The organism is Cutibacterium sp. LaCa_286 (genome assembly GCF_057198075.1).
On sequence record NZ_CP191091.1, the window covers coordinates 814,887 to 834,426 of the forward strand.

Annotated in this window: 14 protein-coding genes, 1 tRNA gene and 2 pseudogenes; 12 read left to right on the top strand and 5 right to left on the bottom strand. The window is 63.9% G+C overall.

Annotation, left to right across the window (positions count from 1 at the left end; translation table 11 throughout):
- The first annotated feature begins 37 nt into the window (after positions 1 to 37).
- The 4 genes from ACP8JZ_RS03495 to ACP8JZ_RS03510 all read left to right on the top strand — a co-directional run bounded on the left by ACP8JZ_RS03495 (position 38) and on the right by ACP8JZ_RS03510 (position 5,343).
- A complete protein-coding gene (locus ACP8JZ_RS03495; RefSeq protein WP_231933847.1) occupies positions 38 to 1,990 on the top strand; it encodes a fumarate reductase/succinate dehydrogenase flavoprotein subunit in 1,953 nt (650 codons plus the stop codon).
- Positions 1,987 to 2,742 carry a succinate dehydrogenase/fumarate reductase iron-sulfur subunit gene (locus ACP8JZ_RS03500; protein WP_021103122.1) on the top strand — a complete coding sequence of 252 codons (756 nt, stop codon included), beginning with the start codon at positions 1,987 to 1,989 and terminating at the stop codon, positions 2,740 to 2,742. Before ACP8JZ_RS03495 ends, ACP8JZ_RS03500 begins: the two co-directional genes overlap by 4 nt.
- Before the next feature lie 142 nt (positions 2,743 to 2,884).
- Complete coding sequence (gene dusB, locus ACP8JZ_RS03505; RefSeq protein WP_316327184.1) at positions 2,885 to 3,985, top strand: tRNA dihydrouridine synthase DusB; 1,101 nt, start codon at positions 2,885 to 2,887, stop codon at positions 3,983 to 3,985.
- Between the two features lie 242 nt (positions 3,986 to 4,227).
- Positions 4,228 to 5,343, top strand: a complete 1,116-nt coding sequence (locus tag ACP8JZ_RS03510; protein ID WP_484482700.1) for an HD domain-containing protein — start codon at positions 4,228 to 4,230, stop codon at positions 5,341 to 5,343.
- Between the two features lie 4 nt (positions 5,344 to 5,347).
- Here ACP8JZ_RS03510 and ACP8JZ_RS03515 read toward each other — a convergent pair whose 3' ends face one another.
- Positions 5,348 to 6,106, bottom strand: a complete 759-nt coding sequence (locus ACP8JZ_RS03515) for an ABC transporter permease (RefSeq protein WP_484482701.1) — start codon at positions 6,104 to 6,106, stop codon at positions 5,348 to 5,350.
- A gap of 38 nt (positions 6,107 to 6,144) precedes the next feature.
- On the opposite strand from ACP8JZ_RS03515, the pseudogene dnaG reads away from it, so the two are divergent.
- The 5 genes and pseudogenes from dnaG to ACP8JZ_RS03540 all read left to right on the top strand — a co-directional run.
- Positions 6,145 to 7,458 (top strand): annotated as a pseudogene (gene dnaG / locus ACP8JZ_RS03520) (DNA primase); the annotation flags it as partial.
- Positions 7,459 to 7,782: 324 nt separating this feature from the next.
- Positions 7,783 to 8,262, top strand: a pseudogene (locus ACP8JZ_RS03525) (DNA primase); the annotation flags it as partial.
- 262 nt (positions 8,263 to 8,524) lie between these two features.
- Positions 8,525 to 9,361, top strand: coding sequence for a sigma-70 family RNA polymerase sigma factor (locus ACP8JZ_RS03530; protein WP_484482702.1), 837 nt, complete (start codon positions 8,525 to 8,527; stop codon positions 9,359 to 9,361).
- A gap of 14 nt (positions 9,362 to 9,375) precedes the next feature.
- On the top strand, positions 9,376 to 9,906 hold the full coding sequence (locus tag ACP8JZ_RS03535) for a hypothetical protein (RefSeq protein ID WP_036977020.1): 531 nt from the start codon (positions 9,376 to 9,378) through the stop codon (positions 9,904 to 9,906).
- 99 nt (positions 9,907 to 10,005) lie between these two features.
- Positions 10,006 to 10,078, top strand: a tRNA-Asn gene (locus ACP8JZ_RS03540).
- Between the two features lie 463 nt (positions 10,079 to 10,541).
- On the opposite strand, the gene ACP8JZ_RS03545 is transcribed toward ACP8JZ_RS03540, so the two are convergent.
- Entirely contained in the window at positions 10,542 to 11,969 is a 1,428-nt protein-coding gene (locus ACP8JZ_RS03545; protein ID WP_484482703.1) for an LssY C-terminal domain-containing protein, read from the bottom strand.
- A gap of 386 nt (positions 11,970 to 12,355) precedes the next feature.
- On the bottom strand, positions 12,356 to 13,765 hold the full coding sequence (locus ACP8JZ_RS03550; protein WP_323459071.1) for an alpha,alpha-trehalose-phosphate synthase (UDP-forming): 1,410 nt from the start codon (positions 13,763 to 13,765) through the stop codon (positions 12,356 to 12,358).
- Between the two features lie 64 nt (positions 13,766 to 13,829).
- On the opposite strand from ACP8JZ_RS03550, the gene otsB reads away from it, so the two are divergent.
- Positions 13,830 to 14,759, top strand: a complete 930-nt coding sequence (gene otsB / locus ACP8JZ_RS03555) for a trehalose-phosphatase (RefSeq protein ID WP_484482704.1) — start codon at positions 13,830 to 13,832, stop codon at positions 14,757 to 14,759.
- Positions 14,760 to 14,771: 12 nt separating this feature from the next.
- On the opposite strand, the gene pdxR is transcribed toward otsB, so the two are convergent.
- Entirely contained in the window at positions 14,772 to 16,211 is a 1,440-nt protein-coding gene (gene pdxR, locus ACP8JZ_RS03560) for a MocR-like pyridoxine biosynthesis transcription factor PdxR (RefSeq protein ID WP_484482705.1), read from the bottom strand.
- 218 nt (positions 16,212 to 16,429) lie between these two features.
- On the opposite strand from pdxR, the gene pdxS reads away from it, so the two are divergent.
- Both pdxS and pdxT read left to right on the top strand, forming a co-directional pair.
- Complete coding sequence (pdxS, locus tag ACP8JZ_RS03565; protein ID WP_484482796.1) at positions 16,430 to 17,269, top strand: pyridoxal 5'-phosphate synthase lyase subunit PdxS; 840 nt, start codon at positions 16,430 to 16,432, stop codon at positions 17,267 to 17,269.
- Entirely contained in the window at positions 17,263 to 17,832 is a 570-nt protein-coding gene (pdxT, locus tag ACP8JZ_RS03570; RefSeq protein ID WP_484482706.1) for a pyridoxal 5'-phosphate synthase glutaminase subunit PdxT, read from the top strand. The genes pdxS and pdxT overlap by 7 nt, the downstream gene beginning before the upstream one ends.
- Before the next feature lie 248 nt (positions 17,833 to 18,080).
- Here pdxT and ACP8JZ_RS03575 read toward each other — a convergent pair whose 3' ends face one another.
- A complete protein-coding gene (locus ACP8JZ_RS03575) occupies positions 18,081 to 19,355 on the bottom strand; it encodes a GmrSD restriction endonuclease domain-containing protein (RefSeq protein WP_484482707.1) in 1,275 nt (424 codons plus the stop codon).
- Between the last annotated feature and the right edge of the window lie 185 nt (positions 19,356 to 19,540).

The window sequence follows — 19,540 nt, forward strand, 5'->3', positions numbered from 1 at the left end:
AGCTCCGAAACGACACGGCAAGCTGCCGCGCGACATCATGGGCCCGGCGCAGAAGGCTGCCGGCTACGAGATCGGTGACGAGCTCGACGGTGGCGCCCCCGCCGGGGATCCGTTGACCGCGTGGACCCGTCGTCAGACCGAGTACAAGCTCGTCAACCCGGCCAACCGTCGCAAGATGCACGTCATCGTCGTCGGCGCCGGACTTGCTGGTTCGGGTGTGGCTGCCACCCTGGGTCAGCTGGGGTACAAGGTGGACTGCTTCGTCTTCCACGACTCCCCGCGTCGCGCCCACTCGGTGGCTGCCCAGGGCGGTATCAACGCCGCTCGTGCCCGCAAGGTGGACGGCGACTCGCTCAAGCGGTTCGTCAAGGACACCGTCAAGGGTGGCGACTACCGCGGCCGTGAGGCCGACGTGGTGCGTCTGGGTACCGAGTCGGTGCGCGTCATCGATCACATGTACTCCATCGGTGCCCCGTTCGCCCGTGAGTACGGCGGCCAGCTCGCCACCCGTTCGTTCGGTGGTGTGCAGGTCTCGCGTACCTACTACACCCGTGGCGAGACCGGTCAGCAGCTCGAGGTTGCCTGCTCGCAGGCCCTGCAGGCCCAGATCGACGCCGGCAACGTCACGATGCACACCCGCACCGAGATGCTCGATCTCATCGTCGCCGACGGACGCGCCCAGGGCATCGTCACCCGTGACCTGCTCACCGGTGAGATCCGGCCTTGGACCGCCCACGTCGTGGCCCTGTGCACCGGCGGCTACGGTTCGGTGTACCACTGGTCCACGCTGGCCAAGGGATCCAACGCGACCGCCACGTGGCGTGCCCACCGCCAGGGTGCCTACTTCGCCAGCCCCTGCTTCGTGCAGTTCCACCCGACGGCCCTGCCGGTGAGCTCGCACTGGCAGTCCAAGACGACCCTCATGTCGGAGTCGCTGCGCAACGACGGACGCATCTGGGTGCCCAAGAAGCCCGGTGATCCGCGTGCCGCCAACGACATCCCGGAGAACGAGCGTGACTACTACCTGGAACGCAAGTACCCGGCATTCGGCAACCTCACCCCGCGTGACGTCGCCTCGCGCAACGCCCGTACCCAGATCGACTCCGGTCGTGGTGTCGGACCGCTGAAGAACTCCGTGTACCTGGACTTCCGCGACGCCATCGAGCGTCTCGGCAAGGACGTCATCAAGGAGCGCTACGGCAACCTCTTCGACATGTACCTCGACGCCACCGGTGAGAACCCCTACGAGGTGCCGATGCGCATCGCCCCGGGTGCTCACTTCACCATGGGTGGCCTGTGGGTCAACTACGACCACATGAGCACCATCCCCGGCCTGTTCGTGGGTGGCGAGGCGTCGAACAACTACCACGGTGCCAACCGTCTGGGCGCGAACTCGCTGCTGTCGGCCTCGGTCGACGGATGGTTCACCCTGCCGCTGTCGATCCCGAACTACCTGGCCGACTACATCAAGGCCCCGGTGCTTCCTCTGGACGCTCCCGAGGTCAAGGCCGCGTTGAACCGGGTCAACAAGCGTGTCGACAAGCTGCTGACCATCAACGGCACCCACCGTCCGGAGTGGTTCCACCGCAAGCTCGGTGACATCCTCTACGAGGGCTGTGGTGTGAGCCGTGACGAGGAGGGCCTGTCCAAGGCCCTGGCCGAGGTGCGTGCCCTGCGCGAGGAGTTCTGGAACGACGTCAAGGTCGTCGGTGGCCCCAACCGCATCAACCAGGAGCTGGAGAAGGCCGGTCGTGTTGCCGACTTCATCGAACTCGCCGAGGTCATGGTGCTCGACGCCCTGGACCGTCGCGAGTCCGCCGGGGCCCACTTCCGCACCGAGTACTCCACCCCCGAGGGTGAGGCCAAGCGCAATGACGACGAGTGGGCATGTGTGTCGGCGTGGCAGACCCGTCCCGACGGCGTCCACGTGCGTCACGCCGAGCCTCTTGAGTTCTCGCTGATCGATCTGCAGGTGAGGGATTACCGATGAAAGTAACTCTTGAAATCTGGCGTCAGGACGGCCCGAAGGCCACTGGGCACTTCCAGAACTACGTCGTCAACGATGCCGAGGCCGAGTGGAGCATCCTCGAGCTGCTCGATCGCCTCAACGACCAGATCGTCGAGGATGGCGGAGACCCGGTGGTCTTCGAGTCCGACTGCCGCGAGGGTGTGTGTGGCGCCTGCGGGTTCATGGTCAACGGTGTGCCACATGGCCCGCTGGACAACACTCCGGCCTGCCGTCAGCACCTGCGTGCCTTCCCCGGCGTGACCCACTTCAAGCTGGAGCCGTGGCGTTCCACCGCCTTCCGCGTGGTGCGCGACCTCACCGTCGACCGTGGCCCGCTCGACGCGCTCATCCGCGCCGGTGGCACGGTGGACGTCATGACCGGCACCGCCCCGGACGCCGACACCGTTCCTCAGCCCAAGGAGCAGGCCGAGCAGGCTCTCGACTTCGCCTCCTGCATCGGCTGTGGTGCCTGTGTGGCTGCCTGCCCGAACGGCTCGGCAATGCTCTTCGCCGGTGCCAAGCTCGCTCACCTGTCCAAGATGCCTCAGGGCAGCCATGAGCGCAGCCGCCGTGCCCGTCGCATGGTTGACGCTCTGGACACCTACTTCGGGCCCTGCTCGCTGTACGGTGAGTGCGCCAAGGCCTGCCCGGTGGGCATTCCGCTGGCCGCCGTTGCCACCGTGAACAAGGAACGCATGCGTGCCGGGTTCCGTGGCAGGACCAAGGACAACTGAGTCATCTGAGACACGTTGATCCGCACTGTGGGCACCGCTTCGGCGGTGCCCACAGTCTTTTTGGGAGCTGTCGTCTGCGCGACGTATCGTTGCGCGGGTGAATGTTGCCCCCCTGACACTGCGCGCCCCCTCCGGTGGGTGTGTGACGGCGCGCGTCCCGGTCGTCCTGGCCCCGATGGCAGGGGTGACGAATGCTGCCTTCCGTCAACTGTGCGCCGAGCAGGGGGCAGGGCTGTACGTGTGCGAGATGATCACCTCGCGCGGTCTGGTGTACGGCGACCACAAAACCAAGGACATGCTGGCCTTCGCCGACAACGAGAAGATTCGTTCCGTGCAATTGTACGGTGTGGATCCACAGATGATGGCCGATGCCACCCGTATTCTGTGTACCGAGTATCACGTCGATCACGTCGACCTCAATTTCGGATGCCCGGTACCCAAGGTGACGCGCAAGGGCGGTGGGGGTGTACTGCCCTGGAAACGGGATCGATTCCGCTCCGTCGTCGCTGCTGTGGTGCAGGCCGCCGACGAGTTCGACGTACCGGTGAGTGTCAAGACGCGTATCGGCATCGACGACGACCATGTCACCTTCATCGACTCCGCCAAGGCTGCCGAGGATGCTGGCGCCGCCGCCGTGTGTCTGCATGCTCGCAGTGTTGCCGAGGCCTATTCCGGTCACTCGCACTGGCAGGCCATCGCCGAGCTCGTCAGTGCCGTGAACATCCCGGTGATCGGCAATGGTGACATCTGGGAAGCCCGTGACGCCGTTGACATGGTGGAACAGACCGGATGCGCCGGGGTGGAGGTCGGACGCGGCTGCCTGGGCCGTCCGTGGCTGTTCCGAGACCTTGCAGACGCCTTCTGCGGATGCCAGACCCAGACCCTGCCCACCCTGGGAGAGGTGTGTGAGATGGTTCGTCGGCATGCCGAACTGCTTGTGAAATACCAGGGAATGCACGGTCTGGTCGACATGCGCAAACACATGGCCTGGTACTTCAAAGGCTTTCCGGTGGGTGGGGAAACTCGTCATGCACTGGGAAAGATATCCAATTTTGACGAGCTCGACGAGCTGCTTTCCTCGCTCGATCATGACGCCCCATTCCCCGTCAAGGAACTGGGCAAGGCACGGGGGCGACAAGGCACCCCGCGGCGCAAGGTCGTCATGCCGATGGGTTGGCTGGACTCGCGCACCTTGGACGATCACGACCTCTCCGAGGCCGAGTTGGGCATCTCCGGCGGCTGACCTGCCGATGACGCCGAGTGAGTGTGTGCGGGGGGCAGTGCGGCATCGTGCCGACTTCGCCTGTTGATGTGCCCCCGGCCCTCCCCGGCTGCGGCGGAGCGTTGTGTGGGGGCTGAACACGCTCATGACTGCCCTGGGAGCAAGTACGTGAACTTGGGGGCAGGTACCTGATCGCTTCCAGCCCTGCCGTCTCGTGACCTACCGTCCGCTGCAGGTGCCAGTGACCGTGCGAAGATGGAACCATGCCTGAGATCTCCGATCGCGCTCGTCAGTGGGCCACCACGATGGCTGGACACGGTACGGGCGGTGTCATCCACTCCCATCGTGACGCCGGACCACGTATCGCTGCCGGTGACATCGTGGGGCGCCTGCAGCGTGAGGAGCGGGAGCGCGAGATGCTGCGCCCGGGCGCGACCCTGGCCAGTGGTGCCGGGCACCGAGCTCGTCCGGAGGAGCCGGATCCGGAACGCACCTGTTTCGAACGCGACCGGGACCGTATCGTCCACTCGACGGCGTTTCGACGCCTGGCCGGCAAGACCCAGGTTGTCGTCCACCCCACGGATCACCAGCGCACCCGACTCACCCATGCTCTCGAGGTGGCGCAGGTGGCACGATCCATTGCTGCCGGAATCGGCGCCAACGTCACCCTCGCCGATGCGATGGCATTGGGGCACGACTGCGGCCACGGCCCTGGTGGGCATGCCTCCGAACAGGCCTTCGACGCCTTTCTCCCCGAGGGATTCGATCACGGGCCATGGGGCTCCGACGTCAGCCTGGAACCGCTCAACCTGTGTGCCGAGACCCTGGACGGGATTCGCAACCACTCTTGGTCACGCCCCACACCACTCACCGTGGAGGGTGAGATCGTGTCGTTCTCCGACCGGATCGCCTACTGTGCCCACGACTTGGAGGACGCCATCCATGCGGGAATCGTCACCGTTGACGACCTGCCCCAAGAGGTGCGCGAGGTGGCGGGGGAGGATCGGCGAACCCAGCTGTCCCGATTCATTCGCTCGGTCATCGCCACCACATGCCGTACCGGAGGAGTCGGAATGGATCCCCAGACTGCGCAGTCATTGGCCAAGTTGCGTTCCTTCAACTACATGAGGATCTACACCCGTGAGGAGTCCCTGGCCCAGGCCGAGGTCGTCGTCAAGGTGTTGCAGCAGCTCGTCGAGTACTACCTGGAGCATCTCGACCTGGTGCCGCAGGAGTTTCTGGCTCGGCCGACGGACCGGGTGCATCAAGTCGTCGCCTACGTCGCCGGTATGACGGACTCCTTCGCCTTCGATCAGGCACAGATCCATCTGGGCTGGGACAAGGCGCGCGTGCCCAAGGGGCTGGGACGCGGGTACTGACGCCTCAGTCGTGCAGTTTCTCCTTGAGGTCGCTCGGCAGCAGACGGCCCTGCATCATGAATCGGTGGGCCACGACGATCGTCACGGCCTGCCCGGCGAGGATTCCCAGCAGGACGAGCATCTGGGAGGCACCGGCCTGCAGAGCCGACCCGCCACCCAGCAGCACACCGACGAAGGCTCCTGGCAGGGTCACCAGCCCCACGGTGCGGGTGTTGTCGACGGTCGGGATGATGGCTTCGGCCACCGAACGTTGGGTCACCATTCGGATCGCCTCAGGGCGCAGCACGCCCATCGACAGGGCCGCCTCGTAGGTGCCGAAATTGTCACGCAGGGTGGGGAACAGTCGCCGTCCGGCCAGGGTGTGACCGTTCATCATGTTGCCAATGATGATTCCGGCCAGCGGGATGAGGGAAGCTGCCGTGAACGGTGAGCAACCCGTCCCGAAGACGATGAGCAGCACTGGAAGGGTGCCACAGGCCATCGCGGCTGCCGCCCAGGGCCAGGCCCTTCCGATCTCGGTCCTCTTGGCCGTCGTGCGTACTGCCACGGCAAACATGAGCAACGTGAACAGTGCGGCAGCCCACAGATGCTTGAGGGCGTAGACCAGCACCATCGAGACCACACCCAGCTGGATGATGGCGCGTGCTGCTGCCCACACCGAGGCCTTGCCGATTCCCAACCGTCCCCACGCCGAGAAGGCCACGGTGAGTGCGACGAGTAGGACGAGACTCAGTGCTAACTGCCATGTTGGATTGATTGACACAACTGTCAGTCTCTCAGATGAGTGAATAGGATCGACACATGGCTGGACGGATCAATGAGGAAGACATTGCTCTGGTCCGCGAACGGGCTCGGATCGACGAGGTCGTCCGGGACTATGTGCAACTGCGCAATGCTGGGGGCGGCTCACTCAAGGGGCTGTGCCCGTTCCACGACGAGCGGACGCCAAGTTTCCAGGTGACGCCGTCGCGCGGCCTGTTCTACTGCTTCGGCTGCCAGACCGGCGGCGACACCATCACCTTTCTTCAGCTCATCGAGAACCTCACCTTTGTCGAGGCGGTCCAACGTCTTGCAGACCGCACCGGCGTGCAGCTGAGGATCATTGACGACGGCACCCCGTCCACCCCGCCGGGGATGCGTAGCCAGATTCTGGCTGCCAATGATGCAGCAGCCGAGTTCTTCCGCCGCCAGATGCTCTCCGACGAGGGAGCCATCGCACGCGATTTCGTCACCGGACGCGGATTCACCCGCGAGCATGCGGAGTACTTCGGCATGGGGTATGCCCCCAAGGGCGGCCATGTCCTGCGGGATCATCTGCTCGCCCAGGGATTCACGCCCCAGGTGCTGGTGACCTCGGGGCTGGTCCGCGACTCGGGATGGGACTTCTTCCAGGGACGAGTGCTCTGGCCGATCAAGGACTCCGCGGCGTCGGTGCTGGGATTCGGTGCCAGGCGGGTGTGGGGCGACGACCGCATGCCGGCGAAGTACGTCAACACCCCTGAGACCCCGGTCTACAAGAAGTCCCATGTTCTCTACGGGCTCGACCTGGCCCGTACCAACATCGGCAAGAAGAACCAAGTCGTCGTCGTGGAGGGCTACACCGACGTCATGGCCATGCACGTCGCCGGGATCGACACCGCCGTGGCGTCGTGTGGTACGGCATTTGGTCCGGAGCATGCGCACCTGGTGCAGCGGCTCATGGGCAATCGCGGTGCCCTCAATGGTGAGGTGATCTTCACCTTTGACGGCGATGCGGCCGGTCGATCGGCAGCGCTCAAGGCGTACCGGGATGACGAGGAGTTCACCAGCCAGACCTATGTGGCCGTCGAACCCAACGGGTTGGATCCGTGCGACCTGCGCATGCAGGAGGGGGACGCGGCAGTTCGGGAGCTCGTGGCACGACGGGTGCCGTTGTACCGATTCGTCATGGAGAACACCGTCGACAGGTTCGATCTCGATCGGGCTGACGGGCGACTCGCCGCGGCACGGGCTGCAGCACCACTGGTGACGAGTATTCGCGACGCCGCACTGGTCAGCGAGTTCACCCGCGAACTTGCCCAGATCATCGGCATGGACGTCGACGACGTGCGTCGTGAAGTGGTGGCTGCCCGTCGGCACCCGCATGGTGGCAGCTCAGGTGGAGCCCCAGCAAACCCACGAGGATCGGCAGGGCACTACGGAACCACTCGCGGTGAGGGCACGCACGGCTACGGCACGTACCAAGGACAGGCCCCGACCGGTCTGCATGGCGGGGCCCAGCGACATCCAGATGGTGATGTGAGACCCTTCGCGTCCCGCGGGGGAGGAGCACCCGCATTACGGGTGATCGATGGTCAGGGTGCAGGTGCTCCCACCGGTTCCCCCGTCTCGCCACGAACAGTCGATTCGGATGAGTCGCTGGTCGAAGCCACCGGGGCGGGTGAGTCGGTCCCGTCCACTCCGTGGCCAGATCCGCGCGATCCCAAGCTCATGGCCGAACGGGGACTGCTCAAGCTCATGCTGCAGTACCCGCAACTCTTCGACGCCCAGTGGGCGCTGGTGGAGCCGGAGGATTTCCGACATCCCACCTACCGCACCGTTTTCGACCTCGTCCGCACGACACAGCCAGGTGACGGTTGGCAACAGCGCATCCAGGAAGCCACCCACGACGACGTCGTCAAACAGCTCATCGTCTCCCTGCTCGTGGAGGCTGTTCTGCACGATGATCCGACAGCCTTCTATGCACGAGCCTATGCGGCACGGGTGCGTCTGCTCTCAGTCGTCGACGACATCGCAAACCTGAAGTCACGCTTGCAGCGCACCAACCCGCAACAGGATCCCAAGGCCTACAACGCCATGTTTGCCGATCTGGTGACCTTGGAGTCCCTACGCAAGGAACTCATCGCAGCACAGGCCGCAGCGCCGTGGAATGAGGACTGACGCTGTCAGCTGCTTCATGGCTCCACGCCATGCGTGAATCGATGCATATGACGTTGCAGCGGTCGATCTGGGGGTGAGTGTGGTTGCAGCGGCACGGTGATGTGTTCTCCCTTCGCCTCTCGAGAAACGCGTCAGCTCGTGTTCCTGCTTACATGATTCATTTTGGCAACTGCACGATCAACGGGTGTGGACAACCAGAAAGTTGTCCACAGTTGTCGAGAACCACTGGTCCGTTCCCAGGAGGGTTTCGCAGGATTGGGCCATGAGCATCACCCCCATCCACGATCCGCTTCGGACCGAGAACCAGTCCCGAGAACGGGAGCAGCGTCTTTTTGCTGCCATCGAACTGGGCGTCATCGCCCAAGCTGCTGTCGACGGACATCTGGACACGGATGCCAGCTCCGAGGAGTTGGCCGTCATCATTGCCGAGGGTCAGCAGGCAACTGTTCAGGTGTGGACCCTCTTTCTGCCCATGGTGTGGTCCATGGCCAGACCGCATGCACGAGGAAGGACAAGTCTGGACGATCTTGTCGGGGCTGGCTGCATCGGACTCGCCGAGGCGATCCGTCGCTACGATCCGAGTCGGGGCACCAGGTTCTCCACGCTGGCATGGACGTGGATACGCCGATACGTCTCCGAGGAATCCCTGTGCGACGGCACGAGTCGCACCATGTGGCGTCGACGTACCGAGATGGTCGTCGCCAGGACGGCGGAGAATTTGTCGACGCTGCGTGGCCACGCAGCAACCGTCGCCGAAGTGGCGGCTGAACTCGGCCGTCCCAAGGAGTGGGTGCGGCAGCGCTGGCAGATCGACAAGAACGTTCCACTGGAGGGCATTGCGTTGTTCGCCGACATGCGCATGATGACTCACGACATCACCGACAACGGACTGGATGACGTCCGGAAACTGGTCGAGACGCTCCCCGAGCCACATCGGTCGGTGGTGCGGTTGCGGCACGGTTTCGAGGGAGCACCCATGGGCCTGGACCAGGTGGCATGCCAGTTGGGGTGCTCGGAACGATCTGTGCGGCGCATTCAGAAGCAGGCACACTCGCGGCTGCGCACCCAGCTGGGGCGAGGACTGGCTGAGGTGGCATGAGCCACAATGGGTCCATGGGACTATTCAGGAAGTCACGCCCCGGCGACGACGTCATGGCGGCGGTCAGGCAGGTTCTCGGCCAGTCGATGGTGAAGGTGCTTGCGTGGGGCCACGGTCGGATGGACGGCCCGGTCACCGTCATTGCCGTTGAGGAAGGGCTGGTCGTCGTGCCCGAGCAGGCTGAGCCTGGGGCGGTGGCCTGGCACGAGATCATCCGTGGTGGCTGGCACAAGGAGAAGTCGGCGCTGTGGTGGATGGTTCTCGACCAGAGTGAAGTCAGGATCATCATGGATCAACCTGGCGACATCCCCGGGGTTTTCCAGAGTCAGGTCAACGCCACCATCCTGTGTCAGGAGGGGGTGGATGTCCCCGGCGGGCGAGTCGTTGTTGCTGGGCGCCGCCGCGCCGGAGCACTGGGCCGACGGGATCCCTCGATCCTGTGGACGGCCATGGCCGTGGGGGAGGCCGACCTGAGCGACCCCGAAACCAAACAATTGGTCCTGGAACATTCCGAGGATCTCAAAGGACGGTGGGAGAGCCGTTGAAAACTGCGTCATGACAAGGGCAGAGGCATGTTCATGGACCTCGTTTTGCATTGAGCCTAGGGAGGGGTCTATAGTGATGTCTCGCGCTTGCAGTGCTGATCCCCTGTAGCTCAATTGGCAGAGCATCTGACTGTTAATCAGAGGGTTACTGGTTCGAGTCCAGTCGGGGGAGCTTGTTAATGTCTGTTTGACTAGGTTAAACGTTGGTAGCCGCAAAATCTGTAGAGGATTTGTGGCGGATTCGGCAGTGGAATAAGGTCTCAACCCGGTGGTCGAGGCGGATGAGAACCTGCACCATAAAGTACCTGACAGCAGTGCGAATGCTTGGCGGGTCGAAATCAGGTCACACTGGAGTCACCAGATCTCGAGGACAGCCCCCGAATTTCTTATTCAACTCTGGTTCGTCGTCACCGGGCCACGCAGCCCTTAGATCTCAGAAGGCCAAGCCCTGCAGCAACGCTCTGAACTGGCGGTGTCGGAGGTGGCGTGTCGGGGGCTTCTGCGTCATATGGGTCCCCCCTCTGGTGCGTTCGGACCACCGAGTTCACAACCGAGGAAACGGTTTCACACAGCTTGGCACAATGGGGTAAAGCTTCGGGGGCTTGGTCACATGATTCGGTAGATGTATGAGGTCCTCAGCAGGGCAGCGTGGTAGCCGTCATCGGATTGCTCGGTGCGGCCGTCTCGCTCTTACATGATTCGGATTCCTGCAGTTTCAGCGCTGCTGCTTTCGTCTGCGCGCTCCACTGTCTGGATCGTTGGGAGGTGACGGCAACCAGGGCCAGTACCGAGCACATCATGGTGAGCATCGACGTCATCGTGTGACTGGTGCTGGCCTCGATCTGCATGCCGGTGATGATGATGTGTGCCAGGAGAGCTGCCTCGAAGATCACTCGCCCGCGCGGATGTCCGCGCCACGTCGCCACTGCGGAGCAGATGAGGACACCCATCATCACGGTGCCCAGAACCCACGCAATGGGCAATGACGCACTGCCCAACCATGGCAGCCAGGACAACTGCGCTCCGGAGGTGTCGCCGGTCACGACGTGATGCCACATCCATGACGTCCCAGCGCACAGCGTCCACACCAAGGGAAGTATCACTCCAAAGACCAAGCTGGCCGGACGGGGTCTGCCGGTCGCTGGCGTGTCAGACGTCATCCGAGTGGTGTGGCTGGGCACCTCACGCAGGTCGATGACTGGCAGATGACCGTCAGTGACGATGTTGTCGCCACCACCGTTGCGCGAACGGTATGAGGTCGAGAAACCTTCGATGACCCGGTGCCGCGCCTCGGGGCATGCCCACTGCACGTCCTCGACGATGTAGTCGCGTTCAGTGTCGACGTTCTCATCAATTTTGTGCGTGATCTGCCAGGTGAATGCAGACAACCCGACCGAGCGGTCAAAGGTCCCCGCGGCGACCCATTCAACGTGGTGTCCACCGGGCAGGCACCAGCCTTCTGGCACATGCCAGAACCGCACATGGTGCCGGTTGGCTGGATTGCCGTCCGACTCCTTCTGAAAGACCAGATCCTGTTCGCGGCCGAAGAGGTACAGGTTCGACACCGGCGAAGTGGGGTAGGAGTGACGTCCCAGCGTTGCGGCAATGGTGTGCCAGGCCGTGCGAGGAGTGATCGGATCAGCAGTGCACCAACCAGCTTGGGTCATCACCTCACAGATCTGCTGCTGCGAACCCAGAAGCGCCAGGTTGACCGGATCACCGAGCAGCCCGTCACCATTACGGGTGCGTCCGATGAAGTAGTCCGGGACGTAGAACGAGGTGAGTACCTGGTGGATCCGCGGCAGCGCGAGATAGGTGAGAACCAGCCAGAAAATCAACAGATTCGCAATGTGTGCCGGATGGGTGTCGAAACTCGATCGCAGAACCACCCAGGTCAACCAGAGCACCGCCGCAGTTGCGGCAATGGAGAATCCCAGGTCGATGCGTTTGAAGACGCTCCAGCGGCTGATCCGAGAGCGTGCTCGACCGGCGGTGTCACTGACGTAGGTCGGGCAGTGACGTCGCGAGCTGGATGTGAACTCGATGCAGCACTCTTCGGTCACATTGACAAGTGTGCCACCTGGGGATGACGACAAGGTTTCCTCAACTGGTCAGTTAGGTGGAGTGGTGGTCACCTTCCGGTAACTCAGCTGCCCGAATCGGTTGGCAGGTCTGACATGTCAGCTGCTCCGTCAGACAATCATGTCCAAGCCATCCAAAGCCTTTGCCAGGTCATCGGAAATCATCGGATCCAGCCACGTCAGTGCGATTCATCCCCAACCAACTCATGATTCCCGAGCTGGCATGGTCTGGACATCTGATGCGGTGCTGAAAGCCATGACGCAGCTGTGGGGCTCGTCAACGACGGGCCCCACAGCTGCGTTCAGTTGTCAGAGGATGATTGGACCAGCTTCCCCCACCTGGGCATGCGCTCAAATGGGCAGGATGATCACTCACCCAGCTCGGTGAGGAAGGAATCTGCCCAGTCGTCAATCGTGTGGGCGAAGACCTGCTGTCGCATGGCACGCATCTTCTGGGCGCGGGCCTGCGGGGAGTCATTGATGGCCTTCATGATCGTTGTCTTCATGCCGTCAATGTCATACGGGTTGACCATGTATGCCTCGTCAAGCTCCAGAGCGGCACCGGCGAACTCGGAGAGGATGAGTGCGGAGTTGTCGTCGTCACGGCAGGCCAGGTACTCCTTGGCGACGAGGTTCATCCCGTCGCGCAACGGGGTGACGATCATGATGTCGGCAATCTGGTACATGGCCGCCAAGGTGCTGCGCGGCACCGAGGTGTGGCGGTAGGCGATCCGGGGACGGGCCAGGGTATCGGAGGCCGAATTGATGCGGCCCACCAGCAGGTCGATGTCGTTGCGCAGGATCTTGTACTCCTCGACTCGCTCCCGGGACGGGGTGGCCAGCTGCAGGAAGACGCAGTCTTCCTGGTCGAGTTTGCCCTCGTCGAAGAGTTCGCCGATGGCCCGAATGCGCTGCCGAAGACCCTTGGTGTAGTCCAGCCGATCCACACCGAAGATGATTGTCGACGGGTTGCCGAGTTCCGTGCGCATCTCCTCGGCCTCCTGGTGCACCTGGGGAGACGATGCCAGCTCGTGGAATCCCCGGGCGTCGATGGAGATGGGGAAGTCCTTGATCTTCACGACGCGACCATCGGACAGGGTGGCGATGTCGTCTGAGTCGTCGGGGCCAGTGACACCGTCGCGGTGATGGGCCAGCCGGGCGAAGTTGTGGGCCGCTCCCGGCGTCTGGAAACCGATGAGGTCGGCGCCCAGCAGGCCGTCGACGAGCTCACCACGCCATGGGATGTGCTGATACAACTCGATCGGCGGGAAGGGGATGTGCAGGAAGAAACCGATCTTGAGGTCCGGGCGGGCCTCACGCAGCATCCGGGGGACCAGCTGCAGCTGGTAGTCCTGCACCCACACCGTGGCATTCTTCGCCGCCCGCTTGGCGACCTCCTCGGCGAATCGGGTGTTGACCGTGCGATAGGAGTCCCACCACTCACGGTGGAACTCGGGATCGACGACACAGTCGTGGTAGAGCGGCCACAGGCTCGCGTTGGAGAAGCCCTCGTAGTACTCGGTGACTTCCTGGGCGCTCAACGGTATTGGGACGATGTCGTACCCCTCGTGGTGGAAGGGCTCGACGGTTTCGTCCGGGGCACCGTGCCAACCGATCCACGCACCACCCTTGCGCTGCATGACGGGTTCAAGTGCCGTGACGAGGCCACCAGGTGACGTCGTCCAGTCGATGCTTCCGTCCTCATTGACAACACGGTCCACTGGGAGTCTGTTGGCGACGACGATGAATGTCGCCAGGTCATCTGATGTAGAGGTCATGAGAATCTCCTCCTTTGTGTGAAGGATATCAACGGTGTGTTGCTCCGTGTGTGACGATGAAGGCATGGATGATGCACAACATTTGCGTTCAGCTGAGTCCGCGGACGTCATCACCTTGCCGGACGGGGTGCGGCTCGGACCGCGCTCGTGGGTCGCCACGACCAGTGCCGGTCAGGACGTCGTGGATGCGATCGCTGCCGAACCGCAGACCACCCTGCTTGCCATGGACTTTGACGGGACGCTGGCGCCCATCGTCTCCGATCCCACCCAGAGCCGTATTCTCCCGGCGAGTCGAGACGCCATCGGCCACATTGGAGCAGCGCTGGGCGGCTGCGCGATCATCACCGGACGCCCGGTGCAGGCCGTGCGCGAGATGGCTGGACTCGACACCGATCCTCAGCTGCATCATCTCGTCGTCCTGGGCCAGTACGGGGTGGAACGCTACGACGTAGCCAGTGGGAAACTGATCGTTCCGGACGACCCGCCACAGGTGCGTCGAGCGGTGTCCGAACTCACAGAGCGCATCGATCAGATGTGCGTGGCCGACTCCCGGCTCGCTGGTACACATGTCGAGGACAAGGGGCGTGCCGTTGCGGTTCACACCCGGCGGGCACGCGACAGCAGGGCGGCATGGCGTATCTTCGCCCCACTGTGTCACGAGGTGGCCGACCAGCACGATCTGCACGCCGAGGAAGGTCGCGAGGTCATCGAGCTCAAGGCCGAGAGCATCGGCAAGGATGATGCCTTGCGCGAACTGCAGGAGCAGACGCATGCCAGGATCATCGTCATGTGCGGCGACGACCTGGGGGACGTGCCGGCCTTCGGCGCCGTCGACGAATGGATCCGGCACGGCGGATCGGGAGCTCGTGTGGTGTCGTACTCCGCCGAGCAGCCACAACTCGCCTCCCGCGCAGACATCCTCTGTGATGGCCCGGAAGGAGTTGCCGCATTCCTCGACGAGATCGCCCGACGTGTGGGTACGACGTCGGAGTGATGGGGACACATCTCATCGCTTCGTGCGAATGATCCTCGCCACCTGCTCCAGGGCAGCGGCGAGGACCTCGTCGCTCAACCTGCCGAACCCCAGGACGATGCCATGCTTGGCGCCTTCGCCACCCCAGTACCGGGACAGGGCACGTACCCCGATCCCATGGGCAGCGCAGGAACGCACCAGGGAGGTCTCCAGCTCTGCACTGGTTGCATGCGAATCCGCTGGCCCACGAGCGGCGGCATGACCGGTGGGATCGATGACGAGTACCGCGTGCAACCCGCCATTGATCGGCAGGAGTTCGGTGCCGTCGACGTCTGCCAAGGTGTCGATGACGAGTTGACGGCGACGGCGATACACCTGGCGTAGCCGTTGGGTTCGCCGCCGCAGTGCCCCGGTCTCCAGATAACTGGCCAGGGCATGTTGCACCAGGGCTCCGACCGGCTGACCGGTGGCCCGCCGATGATCTCGAATCACCGGGACGAGACGGGGCGGGACGATGAGGTATCCGCAGGCCAGGGCCGACGTCATCACCGAGGAGAACGTTCCCAACAGGACGGTGTGGGAGGGCTGCAGGGTTGCCAGGGCTGGAAGCGGTTGGCCGACGTGACGCAGCTCGGAGTCGAAGTCGTCCTCGATGATCCAGCTGTGGGTACGTGCTGCCCAGGCGGCCAACTCGACTCGACGTGGTGTCGACAGGCTCCCGCCATCGGGGTACTGGTGCCCTGGGGTCACCAGGACGGCGTCCAGCCCCTGCTCCGGCAACTCATCGGTGAGCAGACCGTGCTCGTCGGTGGGCAGGTTGACGGTGCGATGCCCCAGCGCGGGCGGCACCTTGCGCAGGCTCGGGTATCCCGGCGACTCGACACCGATGGTCTGCCGGGAACCCCGTGCAACATGCAGTAGCAGGGCAAGACCTTCCCGGGCTCCAGACGTGACGACGACCTGGCCCGGGTCACACACCAGACTGCGCATCTGACGCAGGTGCTCGCAAATCTGCCAGCGCAATTCTGGCAGCCCCAGCGGATCGGAGTTGGTGATTCCTGGATGGGCTGCGGCCTGCCGCCATGCCGCGCGCCAGGACGGATCGGCCAGGTCGGAGGTGTCGGGGACGCCCGGGGTCAGTTCGACGAGACGACTGTGACGCACCGGGGTGCGTAGTGGGGTGGTGGTTCCCTGCGGGTGCAGATGGGCAAGGTTCGGATTGACCATCGTCCCAGAACCGTGACGGGCGACCAGATATCCCTCGGCGCACAGCTCCTCGTAGGCGGTGACGACCGTGCCACGGGCCACCGACAGTTCGCCGGCCAGAGCGCGTCCGCTGGGAAGCTGATCGCCGGGATTGAGCACCCCACGTCCGATGAGAGCGCGGATCTGCTGGGCCAGCTGTTGGGGGAGCGCAGTGTCATCGGTGCGATCCAGCGTCACGGGCAGATCGACGACGAGATCCGATCGCACGGGAACCTCCTAGGAAATATCGCACGGGCACCTCCTGGGAAATGGGGCGAGAACTGGACCTCACTCAGTGAACTCCCCAAAAGTGGTCCATTGCAACTCGTGTGATGTGGATCTTGTGATGGACCACTTGCCCGGCTTGGATGGAGCCCATGACTGAGAACACAGAGGTTCGGACCTCACACACCGGCACGACCCGAGTCAAGCGAGGACTCGCCGACATGCTCAAGGGAGGCGTCATCATGGACGTCGTCACCCCCGACCAGGCGAGGATCGCCGAGGATTCCGGGGCGTCGGCCGTCATGGCCCTGGAGCGCGTGCCTGCAGACATTCGCGCCCAGGGCGGCGTGGCACGGATGAGCGACCCCGAGCTCATCGAGGCCATCAAGGACGCCGTGTCCATCCCGGTGATGGCCAAGGCCCGCATCGGCCACTTCGTCGAGGCACAGGTGCTGCAGGCACTCAAGGTGGACTACATCGACGAGTCCGAGGTGCTCAGCCCGGCTGACTACGCCAATCACATCAACAAGTGGGAATTCGACGTCCCCTTCGTGTGCGGTGCGACCAACCTGGGCGAGGCCCTGCGGCGCATCACCGAGGGTGCAGCCATGATCCGGTCCAAGGGGGAAGCGGGCACCGGGGACGTCTCCGAGGCCGTCAAGCACCTACGCACCATCCGCGGCCAGATCAACAAACTCACCAGCATGGACGACGACGAACTCTACGTCGCAGCCAAGGAACTCCAGGCCCCCTACGATCTCGTCGCCGAGGTGGCCCACACCGGCAAGCTACCAGTCGTCATGTTCGTCGCCGGTGGAGTCGCCACCCCGGCGGACGCCGCGCTCGTCATGCAGATGGGAGCCGAGGGCGTCTTCGTAGGATCGGGCATCTTCAAGTCCGGAAATCCTGCCAAACGTGCTGCGGCGATCGTCAATGCCACGACGATGTTCGACGATCCCCAGGCCATCGCCGACGTGTCCCGCTGCCTGGGAGAGGCCATGGTTGGCATCAACGTCGCCGACGTGCCCGCGCCCCACCGACTCGCCGAACGCGGATGGTGAGGGTCGGCATCCTTGCCCTGCAAGGAGGAGTGGACGAGCACGCCGCCAAGCTTCGGCAACTCGATGTGCAGGTGAGGAAGGTGCGGCGACCAGCCGATCTTGACGGGTTGGACGGAATCATCCTGCCCGGCGGGGAGTCGACGGTGTTCGACAAGCTGGCGCGTGCATTCCACCTCGACCAGCCGTTGCGTGACGCGATCGCCGGTGGTCTGCCCACCTTGGCGACCTGTGCCGGACTCATCTACTGCGCACGAGAGGTTCGAGACGCCGCTGTCGGCCAGCAGACCCTCGGGGTACTCGACGTCGTCGTGGGACGCAATGCGTTCGGAAGCCAGGTGGACTCCTTCGAGACCACCCTCGACGTCAAGGGATACGGATCAGTGCCGGCCACCTTCATTCGCGCGCCTCGAGTGGTGGAACTCGGGCCCGCCGTCCAGGCCATCGCGACCATGAGTGATGGCAGTGTGGTCGGCGTCCAGCAGGGTCGGATCACGGCATTGGCGTTTCACCCTGAGCAGAACGAGGATCTCACGATTCACCGCACCTGGGTGGATCGACTGTAGCGGATGCGTCACCTCCGACGGGTCCTCGTGAATGGTCGTCGGGACTTCCCGGACATGGGGGTCTCGACGATCACCTGGGTGCGGTTTCCCGGCCGGCGTCGTCTGGTGGGGGAGCACGTGTGGTTGGGACAGCGATTCTGCACAGATGGCCGTTCTTTCGGGGCACTACCCATGAACGGGTGGTGCCCCCGTGGGGGCGACACATGGCCCTGTCGGGGGTGTCATGACGAGTGGGCCCACCCACTCCATCAGCGGGGCGGTTTTTCGCAGGCGATTCCATCCCCGTCACGGTCCAGCTCGGTTCGGTACCCGGGCTCACCGCGGTGGAGTGGGGCTGCTCCTGCAGCCCAGGCGTCCTTGCACCTTGCGTAGTACGCGCCGCCACTGGCTGGCCTGGGTTTGGTGGTGTGGCGTGTCTTTGGAGTCGTCCTGTTCCGGGGTGTCTTGGGCTTGGACGTCCTGGGCTTGGTGGCAGGGGCCTTCGCCATCCCCGCCGGAACCTTGACGATGGGTGCGCTCACCGCGTTGGGCACGGACTGGTTCGGGCAGCCGTGCAATACCCGGGTCATGGCATCCTTCTCCGCCAGCGTCACCCACAGCTGGTACTTCTTCTTCACACCCACCTGACGAGCCACATAGGCGCAACGGAACGACGTGTTCGCCGGTAGCCAGGTTGCGGCGTCCGCATCGGACTTCTGTTGATTGGCCGGGCCGTCGACTGCCAGGAGGTTGAGCGGGTCGTTGGCTAGGGCCACCCGCTGCTGCAGCGGGATCTTCTGGGCGCCAGTCTGCCAGGCATTCGACAGGGCGATGACATGGTCGATCTGCACTGCCGACGAGGTTTTCTGCCCGCGGTGAAAGGTAATCACTCGCCCGGTGTAGGGATCGGGGAGATCTCCGGAGGCGACGACACACTCGCCGGTTCCGGACTTGTACGTCTTGTTGACGAGGTCTCGGCGCAGAATGTCGTTGCGCGTGTCACACCCATTGCGGTCGACGTCCAGCCAGGCGTCCCCAAACTGCTGGCGGGAGTACCCCGTCTTCGGCGCTCGCCCTTTCACCGGCAGGGTGGCAAGCATCTCCAGTGCGCTGCCAGCGGTGGTTCCGGACGTCGTGGCACGTGGCCTCGGGGAGGCCGATGAGCTTGTCGAAGGGTGCGCAGAGACACTGGGATGAGAGGTGGCACTCGGCCTGTCCACGGCATGTGGCTTCGGTGTGGCGATTGGGTCCTCGGCATCCCCAGCCGGGGACGACGCGGATGGGGATGTCTGTGGAGCGGTCGACTCCGACTCGTCGGCCGGGGCGATGGCCCCGCCGGTGACAAGCAGGACGAAGGAGACGAGCAGACCCCACAACGACTGCTTGCGAGTGGCGTCGAACAGTGGCGTGATCCAGGAGTGCCCGAAGGCCAGGTGCCACAGGGTCGAGCCCAGCAGGAACAGAGCGCACAGGATGAGCCCCAAGGACGTCCTGCCGGCCAGGAACGGCCATCCGAAGAGGATGACGAGGACTGCAATCCCCACCCACGCCTTCATCCGAGGTGGCCGATGTGGGTCCGGCTCAGGTGAACCGGATGGCTGCTGGGAGGCAGGGAGGCTGCCGGGTTGGGGATGGGGGCGGGTGTCCCACGGCTGCTGATTCGTGCCAGGCATCGGTTCTCCTGGAGGTCAAGGGCGAGGATAGGGCGACAAGAATACCGTGTTGGCCT

Excerpts from the sequence above, each read along its gene's own strand:
- ACP8JZ_RS03500 (WP_021103122.1), top strand. The coding sequence starts at position 1,987 with ATGAAAGTAACTCTTGAAATCTGGCGTCAGGACGGCCCGAAGGCCACT.
- pdxT (WP_484482706.1), top strand. The coding sequence starts at position 17,263 with ATGGTGAGGGTCGGCATCCTTGCCCTGCAAGGAGGAGTGGACGAGCAC.
- otsB (WP_484482704.1), top strand. The coding sequence starts at position 13,830 with ATGGATGATGCACAACATTTGCGTTCAGCTGAGTCCGCGGACGTCATC.
- pdxS (WP_484482796.1), top strand. The coding sequence starts at position 16,430 with ATGCTCAAGGGAGGCGTCATCATGGACGTCGTCACCCCCGACCAGGCG.
- ACP8JZ_RS03510 (WP_484482700.1), top strand. The coding sequence starts at position 4,228 with ATGCCTGAGATCTCCGATCGCGCTCGTCAGTGGGCCACCACGATGGCT.
- ACP8JZ_RS03495 (WP_231933847.1), top strand. The coding sequence starts at position 38 with ATGGGCCCGGCGCAGAAGGCTGCCGGCTACGAGATCGGTGACGAGCTC.
- ACP8JZ_RS03535 (WP_036977020.1), top strand. The coding sequence starts at position 9,376 with ATGGGACTATTCAGGAAGTCACGCCCCGGCGACGACGTCATGGCGGCG.
- ACP8JZ_RS03530 (WP_484482702.1), top strand. The coding sequence starts at position 8,525 with ATGAGCATCACCCCCATCCACGATCCGCTTCGGACCGAGAACCAGTCC.
- ACP8JZ_RS03550 (WP_323459071.1), bottom strand. The coding sequence starts at position 13,765 with ATGACCTCTACATCAGATGACCTGGCGACATTCATCGTCGTCGCCAAC.